This window comes from Thermanaerothrix sp. (assembly GCF_056331585.1).
In genome coordinates this window covers 1-13,353 of the sequence record NZ_JBWGPQ010000030.1, presented here as the reverse complement: position 1 = coordinate 13,353, position 13,353 = coordinate 1, and the positions used below count along the sequence as shown (strand labels likewise).

General features: G+C 50.8%; 13 protein-coding genes and 2 tRNA genes. 5 read left to right on the top strand and 10 right to left on the bottom strand.

The window, feature by feature from the left end; translation table 11 throughout:
* The 4 genes from AC01YT_RS10355 to AC01YT_RS10340 all read left to right on the top strand — a co-directional run.
* The coding region (locus AC01YT_RS10355) for an ATP-binding protein (protein WP_476675185.1) at positions 1-1,185 on the top strand (1,185 nt) is incomplete at its 5' end.
* A 25-nt stretch (positions 1,186-1,210) separates the two neighbouring features.
* Complete coding sequence (locus AC01YT_RS10350) at positions 1,211-2,587, top strand: tetratricopeptide repeat protein (RefSeq protein WP_476675183.1); 1,377 nt, start codon at positions 1,211-1,213, stop codon at positions 2,585-2,587.
* A 249-nt stretch (positions 2,588-2,836) separates the two neighbouring features.
* Entirely contained in the window at positions 2,837-3,151 is a 315-nt protein-coding gene (locus AC01YT_RS10345) for a hypothetical protein (protein ID WP_476675181.1), read from the top strand.
* A 41-nt stretch (positions 3,152-3,192) separates the two neighbouring features.
* Positions 3,193-3,675, top strand: coding sequence for an SRPBCC family protein (locus AC01YT_RS10340; RefSeq protein WP_476675179.1), 483 nt, complete (start codon positions 3,193-3,195; stop codon positions 3,673-3,675).
* Between the two features lie 175 nt (positions 3,676-3,850).
* On the opposite strand, the gene AC01YT_RS10335 is transcribed toward AC01YT_RS10340, so the two are convergent.
* From AC01YT_RS10335 to mreB, 10 genes are all read right to left on the bottom strand, one after another.
* Positions 3,851-3,921: transfer RNA gene (locus tag AC01YT_RS10335), tRNA-Gln, on the bottom strand.
* Between the two features lie 22 nt (positions 3,922-3,943).
* A complete protein-coding gene (gltX, locus tag AC01YT_RS10330; protein WP_476675177.1) occupies positions 3,944-5,485 on the bottom strand; it encodes a glutamate--tRNA ligase in 1,542 nt (513 codons plus the stop codon).
* A gap of 9 nt (positions 5,486-5,494) precedes the next feature.
* Positions 5,495-6,598 carry an FtsW/RodA/SpoVE family cell cycle protein gene (locus AC01YT_RS10325; protein ID WP_476675176.1) on the bottom strand — a complete coding sequence of 368 codons (1,104 nt, stop codon included), beginning with the start codon at positions 6,596-6,598 and terminating at the stop codon, positions 5,495-5,497.
* Positions 6,599-6,612: 14 nt separating this feature from the next.
* The gene (minE, locus tag AC01YT_RS10320; protein ID WP_315625848.1) at positions 6,613-6,882 is read right to left on the bottom strand and encodes a cell division topological specificity factor MinE; all 270 of its coding nucleotides are present in this window, start codon (positions 6,880-6,882) and stop codon (positions 6,613-6,615) included.
* Positions 6,879-7,688: a septum site-determining protein MinD gene (gene minD, locus AC01YT_RS10315; protein ID WP_476675173.1), complete on the bottom strand. Its 810-nt coding sequence runs from the start codon at positions 7,686-7,688 to the stop codon at positions 6,879-6,881. The genes minE and minD overlap by 4 nt, the downstream gene beginning before the upstream one ends.
* A gap of 21 nt (positions 7,689-7,709) precedes the next feature.
* Positions 7,710-8,426, bottom strand: coding sequence for a septum site-determining protein MinC (gene minC, locus AC01YT_RS10310; RefSeq protein ID WP_476675171.1), 717 nt, complete (start codon positions 8,424-8,426; stop codon positions 7,710-7,712).
* Between the two features lie 47 nt (positions 8,427-8,473).
* Positions 8,474-10,564, bottom strand: a complete 2,091-nt coding sequence (mrdA, locus tag AC01YT_RS10305; RefSeq protein WP_476675169.1) for a penicillin-binding protein 2 — start codon at positions 10,562-10,564, stop codon at positions 8,474-8,476.
* Positions 10,557-11,066, bottom strand: a complete 510-nt coding sequence (locus tag AC01YT_RS10300) for a hypothetical protein (RefSeq protein WP_476675167.1) — start codon at positions 11,064-11,066, stop codon at positions 10,557-10,559. Before AC01YT_RS10300 ends, mrdA begins: the two co-directional genes overlap by 8 nt.
* An 8-nt stretch (positions 11,067-11,074) precedes the next feature.
* Positions 11,075-11,920 carry a rod shape-determining protein MreC gene (gene mreC, locus AC01YT_RS10295; protein WP_476675165.1) on the bottom strand — a complete coding sequence of 282 codons (846 nt, stop codon included), beginning with the start codon at positions 11,918-11,920 and terminating at the stop codon, positions 11,075-11,077.
* Positions 11,921-11,974: 54 nt separating this feature from the next.
* Positions 11,975-13,036 (bottom strand): rod shape-determining protein MreB, encoded by a 1,062-nt coding sequence (gene mreB / locus AC01YT_RS10290; RefSeq protein WP_476675163.1) that lies wholly within the window; start codon positions 13,034-13,036, stop codon positions 11,975-11,977.
* Between the two features lie 243 nt (positions 13,037-13,279).
* Between mreB and AC01YT_RS10285 the strand changes: the two genes are divergently transcribed.
* Positions 13,280-13,351 (top strand) — tRNA-Gly (locus AC01YT_RS10285).
* Positions 13,352-13,353: the final 2 nt, after the last annotated feature.

Here is a 13,353-nt window from a genome sequence, read left to right as displayed (position 1 = left end):
GTTCGTCCAGAGGTGCGAACACTGCCATACTTCCCTATTATTCAAGCCCTTCGCAGCCTCTGTAGTCTGACGGAAAAAGATGTCCCATCGCCTTTTCTCCAATGGTTACCTCGAACTCTGGATCAAATCTGGCTAGTAGAAGTGACTCGTATTCTTCCAGAATTACGCAGGTTTTATCCCGATCTTCCTCCTCCCCTACCTGCCGCATCAGAAGAGGCGCGAAGTCGGCTGTTCGAAGCATTAACCCATTTTGTCATAGGGTTATCCACCTCGCCTGTGTTTTTACGTTCCTATGCTTGCCTAATTATTTGTTTGGAAGATCTTCATTGGGCAGATAGTGCCACACTCGATTGGTTAATTCATTTGGGGTGTCAAATCCATGGACACCACGTATTGGTTTTGGGCACTTATCGCAGCGAAGAAGCGGAGACGGTTCTCCCACTTCGTCAGGGCTTACACGCTGCCCAGGCACTCTATGAACTGCAATTAACCGGCCTGGATACCTTTTCCATTCTTCAAATTCTTTCTCACTTAACTGGCGGTGTAACGGTTGGCTGGGAGGAATTTGCAGAACATCTCCGGTTTGTTTCCGGGGGAAACCCATTTTTTCTCATCGAAGTTCTAAAAGCCATGATGGAGAGAGGGTGGCTGCCGGAGAAATGGGGCACGGAAAAAGGGATCCCTCTGCCCGATACCGTTCGAGAAGCGGTTGAGGCTCGCATTCAACGATTGAGTTCGTTGGGCCGTCAGATCATAGAAGCTGGAGCCATTGCTGGTCTCAGGTTCACCTTTGATTTGGTGCGTGGTATTGCTGGACGTCGGGAAATGGAAGTGGTGAACGGACTGGATGAACTGGTGGCTCGAGAGTTAATTATCGAGCAGGGTCCGGAGTACCGGTTTCACCACGAACTGGTTAGACGAGTCGTTTACGAAGCCCTTAGTCCGTTACGCCGCCAACTCCTCCATCGCCGTGCGGGTTGGATGCTTACACGGCTGACTCCCGAAGAACCAGGTTTGGTAGCCAACCATTTTGATCTGGGTGGGGAAACCAAACAAGCCTTATCCTGGTATGAGCGGACTATCCAACAAGCCGAAGCACTTTTTGCCCGGAAAGAAGCAGAGCAATTCCAAAGCCGCATGCTGTCACTGTTGGACATACTCGACCCTCAAAAAAAATCAACCTGATAACATCCTGCAACGCGGTCTCGTCTTGCTCAAACATGCCTTTTATTGTTACCTTCAAGGGAGGCTTGCCGATCGGGATGCCGACCTGAAATCGGTACTGCTTCTGGCCGAAAAACTTCCGGAAAAGACGTTATCTCTTCTCGCTTTGCTTCATCAGGTTCGCTATTTCAATCTGGGAGGTGAGTACGAAAAAGCCATCTTTCTGGCGAAAAAGGGAACCCGAACCCTCCCAATGGATGATTCATCTTCCTCCTTAACCTCAACCCTGGCACTTCTCTTCGTCGAGATAGCCTTCGCCCATTACCTTCTAGGCCAACCCCAGGAGGGTTTTTCTGCCCTTCAAATGGCTCAAAGTTTTATCGGTCCCAATCCCGATCCTAAGGTGCGGGGACCCATTGAACATCATCTCGGATATATGTTGCTGCATCGAGGGGAATATGCCCAAGCCCTGGTTCATCAACAGGAGGCTTTGCATTGTCATCAAATGAATAAACACTATAACGGCATGGCATGGGCAGAACTGGATCTGGGTTTCTTACACTTGAAACTTGGCCATTTTCTGGAGGCTAAAACCCATTTGGAACAGAGCCTTCAATTGGCCCATTGCATCAGCGCTCAACCAGCCGCGGTTTATGCCCGTACCTACTCGGGTTATTGGAAGTTGTATCAAGGAGATTACCTTTCGGCAATCGAATGTTTTCAAGAAACTGTTCTGTTGCATCAGGCTTTGCTCCAGGAACATGGTGCAATCGCAGCGGAAATAGGCTGGGGATTCGCACTTTATCAGCTCGGCGAAATTCCTGAAGCCCGCGCTAGATTCCAGAATGCGGTTGACCGTTCACGTGGGGTAGTTCATCGGCGTCGTTGGGCCGAGGCGTTGATCGGTTTGGGTTTGGTGGAACTCTCCGATTTACACCTTGAACTAGCCCGAGCTACATTAAGCGAAGCCGTACAATTGGCACGATTAAGTCAATGTAACGAGAATTTGGCGGCGGGATTGACGGCACTGGCTCGGGTTGAACGAGTAGCAGAAAATTTTCCAAATTCGCTTACTTACTCAGACGAGGCATTAGGTATTGCTCAGCAATTTTCCCTCCCAATATGCGAAATGTGGGCAGAGTTGGAAATGGGTTTATCTCTTTTAGCCCGGGAAGAGCAGGAGTCGGCTTTAGAACATACGTCTCGCGCTGTTCATCTTCTTCCTCACGCCTACGAAGGGTGGTTACCAACTGAGGAAGTTTATATAACTCATGCCAAAGTGTTAAAAGCCTTAGGCCGACTTGACGAAGCCCCCAAATACCTCGAGCAAGCCAAACATCTGATTGAGAAAAAATCTCAATTGATCTCAGACCCTTTTCAACGCCAGAGATATCTTGTGCAAAGATTCTCACTAATTCAATAAGAAAGCACTTTTTCTACTATTTGTAGCCATTTTGTGGATAGAGATAGGTTATCCTGCTTATTAGAAGGACGAAAAGCAGATACTGGCGTGTTCCTTTTCCCTGTAACCATGATGGGATTTAGAAATATTGGTCGGGAGGGAAAGTCTGATGAAGAGGAAAAAGCCAGCCATGGGACCGGAAGGGAACATAGGTCCATCTTCGTAAAGCAAGGTTCCTTCGAAAACTACTTGAAAAGGAGGTGAATAGCGATGATCTTGTATGTTGTGAAGTGGAATATCCACCCTGAAAAAGAAGATGCCTACTTAAATTGGCTAAGCAGCGCTATCCCGCGCACATTGGGGGTTCCAGGTGTTGTGGAATTCCGGGGATACCGCGGATGGCTGGGTACACCTCAAATTGTGGCTACCTATGAGTTTGCCAGTCTACAGGATTGGTCAACATGGTTTACTCATAAAGAAAATCAAAAAGTGTTGAGCGAACTCTATGGAGTAACCCACAACGCGTTTGGGGAACTTTGGGGGCCCTCCCCGGCCGTGCCTGAACCAATTCGTCCTGGCAAGTGATTTCTGGAAAACGGGATAGGCCCGATCAACTAAGGAAAATCATGTTAGTGTGTACTAGAAAGGATATGACCATGGCTCACGTCAAGAAAAGCATTTACATTAATGCCCCTGTGGAGAGAGTATATGCGATGGCGAGAGATCCAAACCGTTGGGCAACGTTTTACGCTGGCCTCAGCGAACCAGAAGAGATCAATGGACACGGAGAAGTAGGAACCGTGGTGAAACACTATTACCTGATGGCAGGAATGCGGTTCCCGGTCACCAGTCGGGTATTAGTGGATTCCATTGGTCCGAATGGTGGGCAGTGGAAGGGGAAAATTGAGGGACCGTTAGACGGCGAACAAACATGGGACTACGTCCCCAAGAATGATGGCACAGAAGTGAGCATCAACATCAGTTATACCCTTCCCGGTGCCGTGTTAGGTCGCATTGCCAATCGTCTTCTGGTTGAACGGATGCAGGAACGCGCCATTGAACAAACCCTAGAAAATCTCAAAATCCTGTGCGAAGAGGGAACGATTTAAAGCCATAGGCATACCAGGTATTCAACCGGGCTGCCTGATCATTTGGTCAGATAGCCCGGTTTGATTGGGTGAGAATGCCTTATTCCAAGTTCGATGTTGATTCTCTTTCCAGGTCTGACTTCTTGAAAAAATAAACAGGTTGCTCCATAATGGGGCAACCTGTTCGATTCTCAGGCTGGGGGCGATGGATTCGAACCACCACACGCAGATCCAGAGTCTGCTGTCCTGCCATTAGACGAGCCCCCAGCGTCTGACGTTCACTATTTTATCACGACTCGGGGGGTGTGTCCAGAGGTCTTTGAGACGACACCTCCTCCTGCACCAGCGTCTCGAGTAAACGCACTGCCTGAGCCATACGCTGTAACACCTTCTCACGTCCTATCACTTCCATGCTCTCAAACAGCGGGGGGCTAACCTTTTGCCCTGTGATCGCCACACGCATTAATCCAAACACCTGTCCTGCAGTTAGGCCACTGGCGGCCACAAATTCGCGCATATAGGGTTCTGCCACCTCGGCCCGGATATCGGGCAAGGCTTCCAAAGCCTTCAAAATTCGCCGGGCTAGGTCTAAGGACTCCACAGCAGTTAGCCCTTTGACTACTAAATCTTCAGCCGGCGGGATAACGTCCTCTTTGAAGAAAAAACCTGCCATATCTGGTGCTTCATCCAACCCACCAATACGTTCCTGAATGAGCGGAATAATGCGCAACAGGCGTTCATCATCCACCTGATACCCCCGTTCAAGGAAGAAAGGCTTAACCCGCCGTGCCAGTTCTTCGGGGGGCAACGCACGAATATGCAACCCGTTGAAGTGGTCAAATTTTGAGAAGTTAATGGCTGCTGGGGCAGGGTTAAGTCGTTCCAACGTAAATTTCTCAATCAAATCCTGCATCGTAAAGAACTCAGTATGGTCGTCATAGGACCACCCCATTAGAGCAATCCAATTGACCACCGCTTCAGGTAGATACCCTAGCCCCTTCAAGTCCTTGATAAATATCGAATAGCCATCTTTCATCAAATCGGCTGCTTCGCGCTTGCTCATTTTGCCTTTGCCACTGGGTTTGAGGAAAACCGAAAGGTGTACCCAAATCGGCTCCTCCCAGCCAAAGGCACGGTAGATCAGCCCGTGTAAAGGGAAGGTAGGTAACCATTCAGAACCGCGGATCACATGGGTGATCTTCATCAAATGGTCATCTACCACAACGGCCAAATGATAAACCGCATAACCATCCGATTTAACTAGGATGTAGTCATCAATGGTGCGGTTTTCCACTGTGATATCGCCGCGCAGAAAATCATGTACCGTCGTTGTGCCCTCTTTGGGGGTTTTGAAGCGAATCACATGGGGTTCGCCAGCGGCCACACGGCGCGCTGCCTCTGCCGGATCCAATCGGCGGCATGTACCATCATAATGCGGAGGTTCCTTGCGTCTCTGTTGCTCCTGGCGCATCGCTTCTAAACGTTGCGGGGAGCAAAAACAATAATAGGCATGTCCTTGTTCAACCAACTGTTGAGCATACTGCAGATAGATATGCTTGCGCTCGGATTGGCGATAAGGGCCATAAGGGCCACCGATATCCGGGCCTTCATCCCATTCAATCCCCAGCCAGCGCAGCCCCTCCATAATCTCTTCTTCTGCACCAGGCACCAGACGCTTGCGGTCGGTATCTTCAATCCGTAACAGGAATTGACCACCAGTCTTACGCGCCAGTAAATAGGCATAAAGTGCAGTACGCGCCCCACCTAAGTGTAAATGCCCGGTGGGCGAAGGGGCAAATCGGGTACGAGCCGGTTTGGAATAATCGTTCATACGCCTCCATTAAAAATCGAGTGTGGTGCGATGGACCGCCACGCTTTCCACCAATCCAATCGCCAGCACCAGAGAAAGCAGCGAGCTCCCCCCGTAACTGACAAACGGAAGGGTTAAACCAGTGACTGGGATGACATTTAGATTGACACCAATATTGACGGCAGTTTGGAAGAATAATAACGTGGCCACCCCATAGGCGATCAGCGCTCCAAGGCGGTCGCTGGCGTGGCGAGCCACATATAAACAACGCCAAATGATAAACACCAATAGTGCAATGACAACTACCGTGCCAACAAAGCCGAACTCTTCGGCCATCGCAGAGAAAATAAAATCGGTATGTCGGACCTTGAGAAAACGCAATTGCACTTGGGTGCCATTGCCGTAACCCATTCCCAACAACCCCCCGGAGCCAATGGCAATGAGAGCTTGCTCCACATTATAGACGTTACCATGGCGGGCGTTGGGATCAGGAAAGAGGAAACTTAAGATCCGTTCTTTTTGGTAATCAGCCAGGAATGGAAAAGCCGCCACACTTCCAACGAGGCCCAAAAGGATGAAAATGACCAGATAATGCAAGGGTAATCCACTGATCCATAACAAGGAAAACCAAATCACCATAATGACGATCGAGGTGCTCAGGTTGGGCTGGAGCAGTATCCAGATCACAACACCAGCCGTCAAAAGGAAACTTCGCAGAATCCAGAGCAGGTTTTTCGGCGCGTCAGCGGTGCGGGCAAAATAATCAGCCAGAACTAGAATCATGATGATTTTGACCAGTTCAGAGGGTTGGATCAGAATCACCCCCGTGTCAAACCACCGTGCCGAACCGAAAAGCGCCCGTCCTAGAATATAAATGCCAATCAATGAGAGCAACGCCACAGCATAAAGAATGCGCGTCAAAGACCCCCAAATGCGGTAATCTATCAAAGCCGTGCCCAGTAACACCACCAAACCGACTGAGACATAGATGGTTTGGCGTGTAACCGATTCGGCCAATTGAGCATTCCCAGCAATGGCCGAACGAATCATGATGATGCCAAAAATGCACAGGATCAGCACTGCGCCGAAGAGCCAGAAATCAAAGCGGCGCCAGGTTTCGCGTCGTAGAATCATTGACTTAACCTACTTCATCCACTCCGTGGGCGGCGCGCCGGCCGTAACGGAATATCCGCTACCAGACGCTGCTCCCGCCCATCTTGGGTTAAGTTTATCACCACCGCTCCGGGATCAATTTCCACATGTCTAGAGATTACCGCTAATAACTCATTCTTCAGGCTCTCTAGCACTGCGGGTGAAAGATCCGTACGATCATGGATCAGGACGAGCTTAAGGCGCTCTTTGGCTTGGTCAGCGCTTTTAGATTTCTTCCCTAACAACTGCTCCAACCAATTACTCATCCTGTAGATCCTCCGGAGCGGAATAACCGTGTCAGGCGTTTGAGGAAACCATCCCCATCATCCAAATTTAAGAAAGGTACCGACTCACCCATTAACCGCCGGGCGATATTTTGAAAAGCCAACCCGGCCCGCGATTTTCCATCCAGGGCAACGGGCTGTCCTTTATTTGTGCTGATAATCACGTTCTCATCCTCAGGCACGATACCGATCAACTCCACCGCCAGCAATTCCAAGACATCATCCGCATTAAGCATATCCCCGCGGCGAGTCAGGGTAGGGTTAACGCGGTTGAGAATGAGCCGCACTGGCCCCTTTTCTTCCGCCTCCACAATCCCGATAATACGATCGGCATCACGAACGGCAGAAACCTCCGGATTTGTAACTACCAGCACCATATCCGCCGGCGCAAGTGCATTGCGAAAACCTCGCTCGATTCCTGCTGGCGAGTCGATGAGGATCCAATCCACCTCCTGGCGCAACTCATCGCACAAGCGACTCATATCGCTGGGAGAAACGGCGTTTTTGTCGCGCGTTTGGGCAGCTGGAATTAGGTAGAGTTCGGGCAAGCGCTTATCCCGAATCATCGCCTGGCGCAAGCGGCATCGTCCTTCTACCACATCCACCAAATCATAGACAATGCGATTCTCTAAACCTAATACCACATCCAGATTGCGCAATCCGATATCGGCATCAATGCACACGACTTTCTGACCCAAAGCAGCCAGGGCGACCGCCACATTCGCTGTGGTGGTCGTCTTACCAACCCCGCCTTTGCCAGATGTCACCGTTACCACTTTTGCAACCATTCCGCTTCCCTCTCCGCGCGATTATTTGTGTTTCCATGGTTCCAGGATAATCTGGCCATTCTCTAAACGTGCCATCATGGGCTCGCTTTTACGCCGCTTTCCGGTTTGGACAACGGCCACCTGATCGGCAATGCGTAATTGAACCGGCGCCATTTCCAAAGCACAGATCACAGCCTGGGTATTACCCTCGATGCCGGCATGAACGGTGCCCCGCAAGCGTCCCCACACCACTACGCTTCCCCCGGCGTAAATCTCAGCGCCGGGGTTCACCTCCCCAATAACGACGACATGACCTCGCGTACTCAAACGGTAACCCGAGCGAAGCGTCCGCTGGACGAGAACCGCATTTTCGCCCTCTAATTCTGTCTCTCCACGGCGTGCCGCACGCTCAGGGCGCGGTAACGGCAAACGCGTTGCTAGGCCCAAGACCTGCGCCGTACGTTCGGTGACCGGCGAGTTGCTGATTACCGCCCACAGCGACACTTCTAAATCAATCAACTTATCGCGCAAGTAGCCTAACTCTGCCGCATGAAGGACATGATTGCCCACATCAATAGCCAGCCGTGCCCCTTTGAAGAACGCCGCCTGTTCCCGAATGTGAGCCAACAATGCAGATTGGAGGTCCGACCAGTCGCCTTCGCCAAACGTCACCAACAGACCTTCACGGATGCCCTTGATCTGAACCCGACGGTCTGCCGCAGTTGAGGGTAAGGATACCTTCGTATCACTTGGGGCCATACCGCTTACCATTATAGCAGAGGTAACCTGTTCCTCCAATTGCCATTTTAAGGTTGGCTACTTCCTACCGTTTCGGTATCCACCTCTTTCAGGTTGAAATAGGCCTCCATGACCTTGCGCACCACTGGCGCTGCCAGACGGGCACCTTCATCTCCATTATAGACAAAGGCTACGACCGCAATTTCAGGATTATCAAATGGTGCATACCCCACATACCAGGCATGTGCTGGCCAATTACCCGGTTGGCATAGATTCTTCTGTTGAGCCACGTTATCACAATACTCCGCCGTGCCCGTCTTTCCTGCCGAAGGAATCGGAAAACCCTCGAAAGTGGTTGAAGCCGTTCCGCTAACAACCGCCTCGCGCAACCCTTCCTGCACTTTTTTAACTACCCAGGGCGCAATAGTCTTCATTTCCCCGGTTTGCAGGAAATTCTCGTCATAAACATGAATCACCGGATCTTGGGTAATATCCCACAGCATTTTCGATGCAAAAGGTTGTACCACATTACCTTCACTGTCCAGAACTTCACGCACAATCGTAGGCTTCATTAACTTGCCATCATTGGCGATAGTCGCCATGGAAACCAAGACTTGCAATGGCGTGGAAAGCACATAACCCTGGCCAATGGTCGCAATATAAGTATCACCCGTCGACCAGTTTTCGCCCACGTTGATGCGCTTCCAGTCCGGATCCGGGATCAAACCATCTTGCTCACCGGGAAGTTCAATACCCAGTACCCGTCCATACCCGATTGCTTTAGCGTACTCCCCCAAGCGCCAAATATTCAATCCTTTGGGAACCTCGTTTTTATATCCACCTCCTACCTTGTAAAAGTAAACGTCACAAGATTGAGCCAAAGCATGGATGAAATCCAAATCACCGTGTCCCCCTCCGGTCGTTTTATAAATATAGCACACATAGTCACGCGTGCGCGGATTAGGATCATTCTCAAAAAAACGTTCTTCGATGGTGATCTTCCCCGGATCATTGATTTTTTGCTCCGGGGTGACCACACCTTCATTCAAAATTCCCAGCGCTGCGGCCAATTTGAAAACCGAACCCGGTGGGTGTTCAGCGGAAATGGCATGATTGAGCAAAGGACGATAAGGATCACGTTGGAGTTGTTCATAATAGTACGCCGGAATGAAGCGCGCCATGCGGTTATTTTCATAACTGGGGTATGAAACCATCGCCAAAATCTCGCCCGTTTTCGGGTTCATGGCGATCACTACCCCGCTAGTGTAGCGTTGTTCACCAAAGTAGCGGTTCCAGCGATCCATCCAATTGACCAACGCCGCCTCTGCCGCCGCCTGCAAGCGTGTGTCAATGGTTAGTTTGACCGAATATCCCGGCACGGGTTGTACTGGAGGTTCCAAATCGCGTAAAATCCGACCCGCTGCATCTACCTCAACCACGCGCTTGCCATTTTGACCGATCAAAAGATCATTCAGTGAGTACTCCACCCCGGCAAATCCTACTTTATCACGATTGGGCAGAAAACCTCGCGCCCGATAATCCGCTTCTTCACTGGCTGGTATCGGACCAAGAAAGCCCACAATGGTTGAAGTTAACGAACCGGTAGGATATTCACGCACCGATTCAACCTCAATACCAACGCCAGGCAAGTCCGCCGCACGTTCGCGTATGATCATCGCGGTTTGTTGATCTATGTTGCACTTGATGCGAATCGGACTGTAAGGGGCATTTGTATCACCAATATAAACGATCTGTGCAATCCCTAAGTCAGTGGCACACGGGGTGAAGTTTCGTACCGTTTCTTCATTTATCTCGCCATTGTTTACCGGTACACCGATAAGCTGGGAAAGTTGGCGGTAAACCTCTTGGATCCCCCCTTCATCGATTGGAAGTTCGGCAGGCGTGATCACCACATTGTAAGAAGGCACGTTCTTGGCCAGTAGATAACCGTTTCGGTCGTAAATCAGACCGCGTTGGGTAGGCGTACTGATCTCCATCGTGCGGTTATCTTCGGCCCGCACCCGATAGTTCGTTCCCTGAAGAATCTGCAAGTTGAACAGTCGCAAGATGTAGAAACCAATCACCAACCCAACCAGCACATAAAAAACGGTCAACCGCCAATGCTCAAAAGGCTGGGGATGCTCAATAGGTTCATGCATGTCGCACCACCGTCTCTGGATACAACCAATTTACCAAATCGTTCATCAAAGCATACACCGGAAAAGCAAAAATAAGATTAAGAAATAGACTGGGCAGCGTAACATGGGTGAGTGCGTCTGCCCACGTAATAGGTGTGCCGTTAAACTGCAATGTGACGATTATCAAGGCATGGTAGAACAAGGTGCCCCAGAATGTGACAAAAAGCATCGCCAGGAGAGGAATTTGCCAGACCTGACGGCGAATAATCCTAGCCAGAGCCACAACAATCCCATACCCAACCAGAGGCACCAATAAAGGGAGTCCAGAAACCCACCCCACCAGCAGACCACCTACCAGTACCCAGGCCAGGGTGGATGGAACCCGCTCATGCAACGCCCAAGCAATGAGCGCCAGCAAGATAAGGTCACCGCTCCCATTTAATAAGGTGAGACGGCTAATGAGCGCACTTTGGATCATTAATATCCCCCCTAATAGCGGAAAAGCCAACCAATCGGCTAACATCCTTTACCTCACGGGATGGGGGTCGGAATCAAAGGCGCAATTTGAACCGGGCGGAAATTCGTAATTACCAGAACGGCTTGAAGTGCAGTGAAGTCAACCACAGGCTGTACAACCGCGGTCTGAAACAGTTGATTCGGTTGTTTGCGCACATCGCTGACTTGCCCAACCAAGATGTCAGGGGGATATGTTCCGCCCAAACCTGAGGTTAACACCAGATCTCCGACTTGAATCACCGTATCCTGAGGGATCATTTCCAGGCTGATCTCACCGGTCACCGAACCATGAGTTTGCCCTTCTACTTTGCTACTCTGAAGACGCACATTGACAACAGCACTTGGATCCGTGATTAACTGCACCCGTGCTGCGCCAGCAGTAACGGCATCAATACGTCCTACCAGCCCTAGATTCGTCACCACCGGCATCCCATGGCGAATCCCATCATCGGAGCCGCGATCAATAAGGATGTAATAAAGGAAAGGGCTTGGATCACGGCCAATGACATTGGCGGCGACATATTGATTCTGGGGATGAGAACGGGCAAAATCAAGCAAGGCATAAATGACCTGAGCCTCGCGGAGTTGCTGTTGTAATTCAATCACCTGAGCCTGCAGCTCAGCCACTTGTTGTTCCAGTTCAAAATTTCGTTGCTGCAGTGCGGCCATATCACGCGGAGCCGTCAAGAACTGATAAGCCGCGATATAGCGGCTTGAAATCCACTGCTGTACCCCTACCAACGGTGACATCACACTACGTAAGAGGGGTTGCAGGTAGCCGCTTAATGCCAGAAGAATCAACCCACCAGCAACAATCAACATAAAGGCGGTTTGCCAAAACCGCGATACCGGCGCTTTCATGGGTTTAGGATACCGTCAAATTGCCTTCCTGCCAACCCCGATGCTCCAAGCGAATTAGCCGCGACTATTGCGGTCAAGATCCACCAGGAAGTCTGCAAAACGATCCAGCTCTTCCAGGATGATCCCTGTACCACGGGCCACACAGGTCATTGGATCCTCAGCCACCCAAACGCGGAGGTTGAGTTCATCGGTCAGGCGCTCCGCCAACCCTTGCAATTGAGACCCACCGCCAGCTAAACATACGCCTGTCTCCATGAGGTCGGAAACAATCTCCGGCGGGACTTCGTCCAAGGCGTCCTTTATCGTATCCACGATAACCTGTACGGAGCCGGCAATGGCTTCGCGGATTTCTACCGAAGAGATTTCAACCGACTCGGGAAGACCATTGATCAGGTTGCGCCCACGTACCACCATTGTTTTTTCGGTGGGTAGTGGATACGCCGATCCGATATTGATTTTGACCTGTTCGGCCATGCGCTCACCAATAAGCAAATTGTACTTGTTGCGGATATACTGAATGATATCCTGATCCATCTCATCCCCTGCCACCCGCAAGGAACGAGATACAACCACCCCACCCATCGAGAGCACCGCCACCTCGGTTGTTCCACCCCCAATATCCACAATCATGCTACCCCGCACGTCGGCTACAGGCAAACCTGCCCCGAGCGCGGCTGCCTTAGGCTCCTCAATCAGATAAGCCTCTCGCGCGCCCGCCGCCATTGCAGCATCATACACCGCACGTTTTTCCACCTCGGTGGCGCCTGAGGGAATACCCACCACCACACGCGGGCGTGGCATCGGAACAATGGTTTGTTGGTGCGCCTTGCCGATGAAGTAGCCCAACATGGCTTGAGTGATCTCGAATTCGGAAATTACCCCATCGCGCAGGGGGCGTATAGCAATGACATTGGTGGGAGTACGTCCCACCATCTCTTTGGCTTGCAAACCAATCGCGAGCGGTTTCTTGGTACGTTTATCAACGGCTACCCACGAGGGCTCGTTGATGATAATCCCCTTACCACGTACGTTAACGAGCGTGTTGGCCGTCCCCAGATCAATTCCAATATCCAGGGAAAACAAGCCCAAAAGCCAATTCAGGGGGTTAATCGCCAACCTTCCTAACTCCTTAGACACCAAAAGTTTCAAATATCACGATTCGACGTTCCGTGCAAATTATACCCTATAAAGGAACGGCTAGCGAGTTACGGTGTGGCTCTCATAATCAATGAACTCGACCGTTATCAGATTATTGGGTATCCGCTTGTCAAGTACGTCAGGAACCAGTATAAGGTCATCTTATTTGGTCGCGATTCCTTGACCGCAGCGCAGGCGCCGATTAGAATTATGAGTGCAATTGCGGGCGTGGCCAAGGGGTAAGGCATCAGCCTTCCAAGCTGAGATTCGCGGGTTCGAATCCCGTCGCCCGCTCT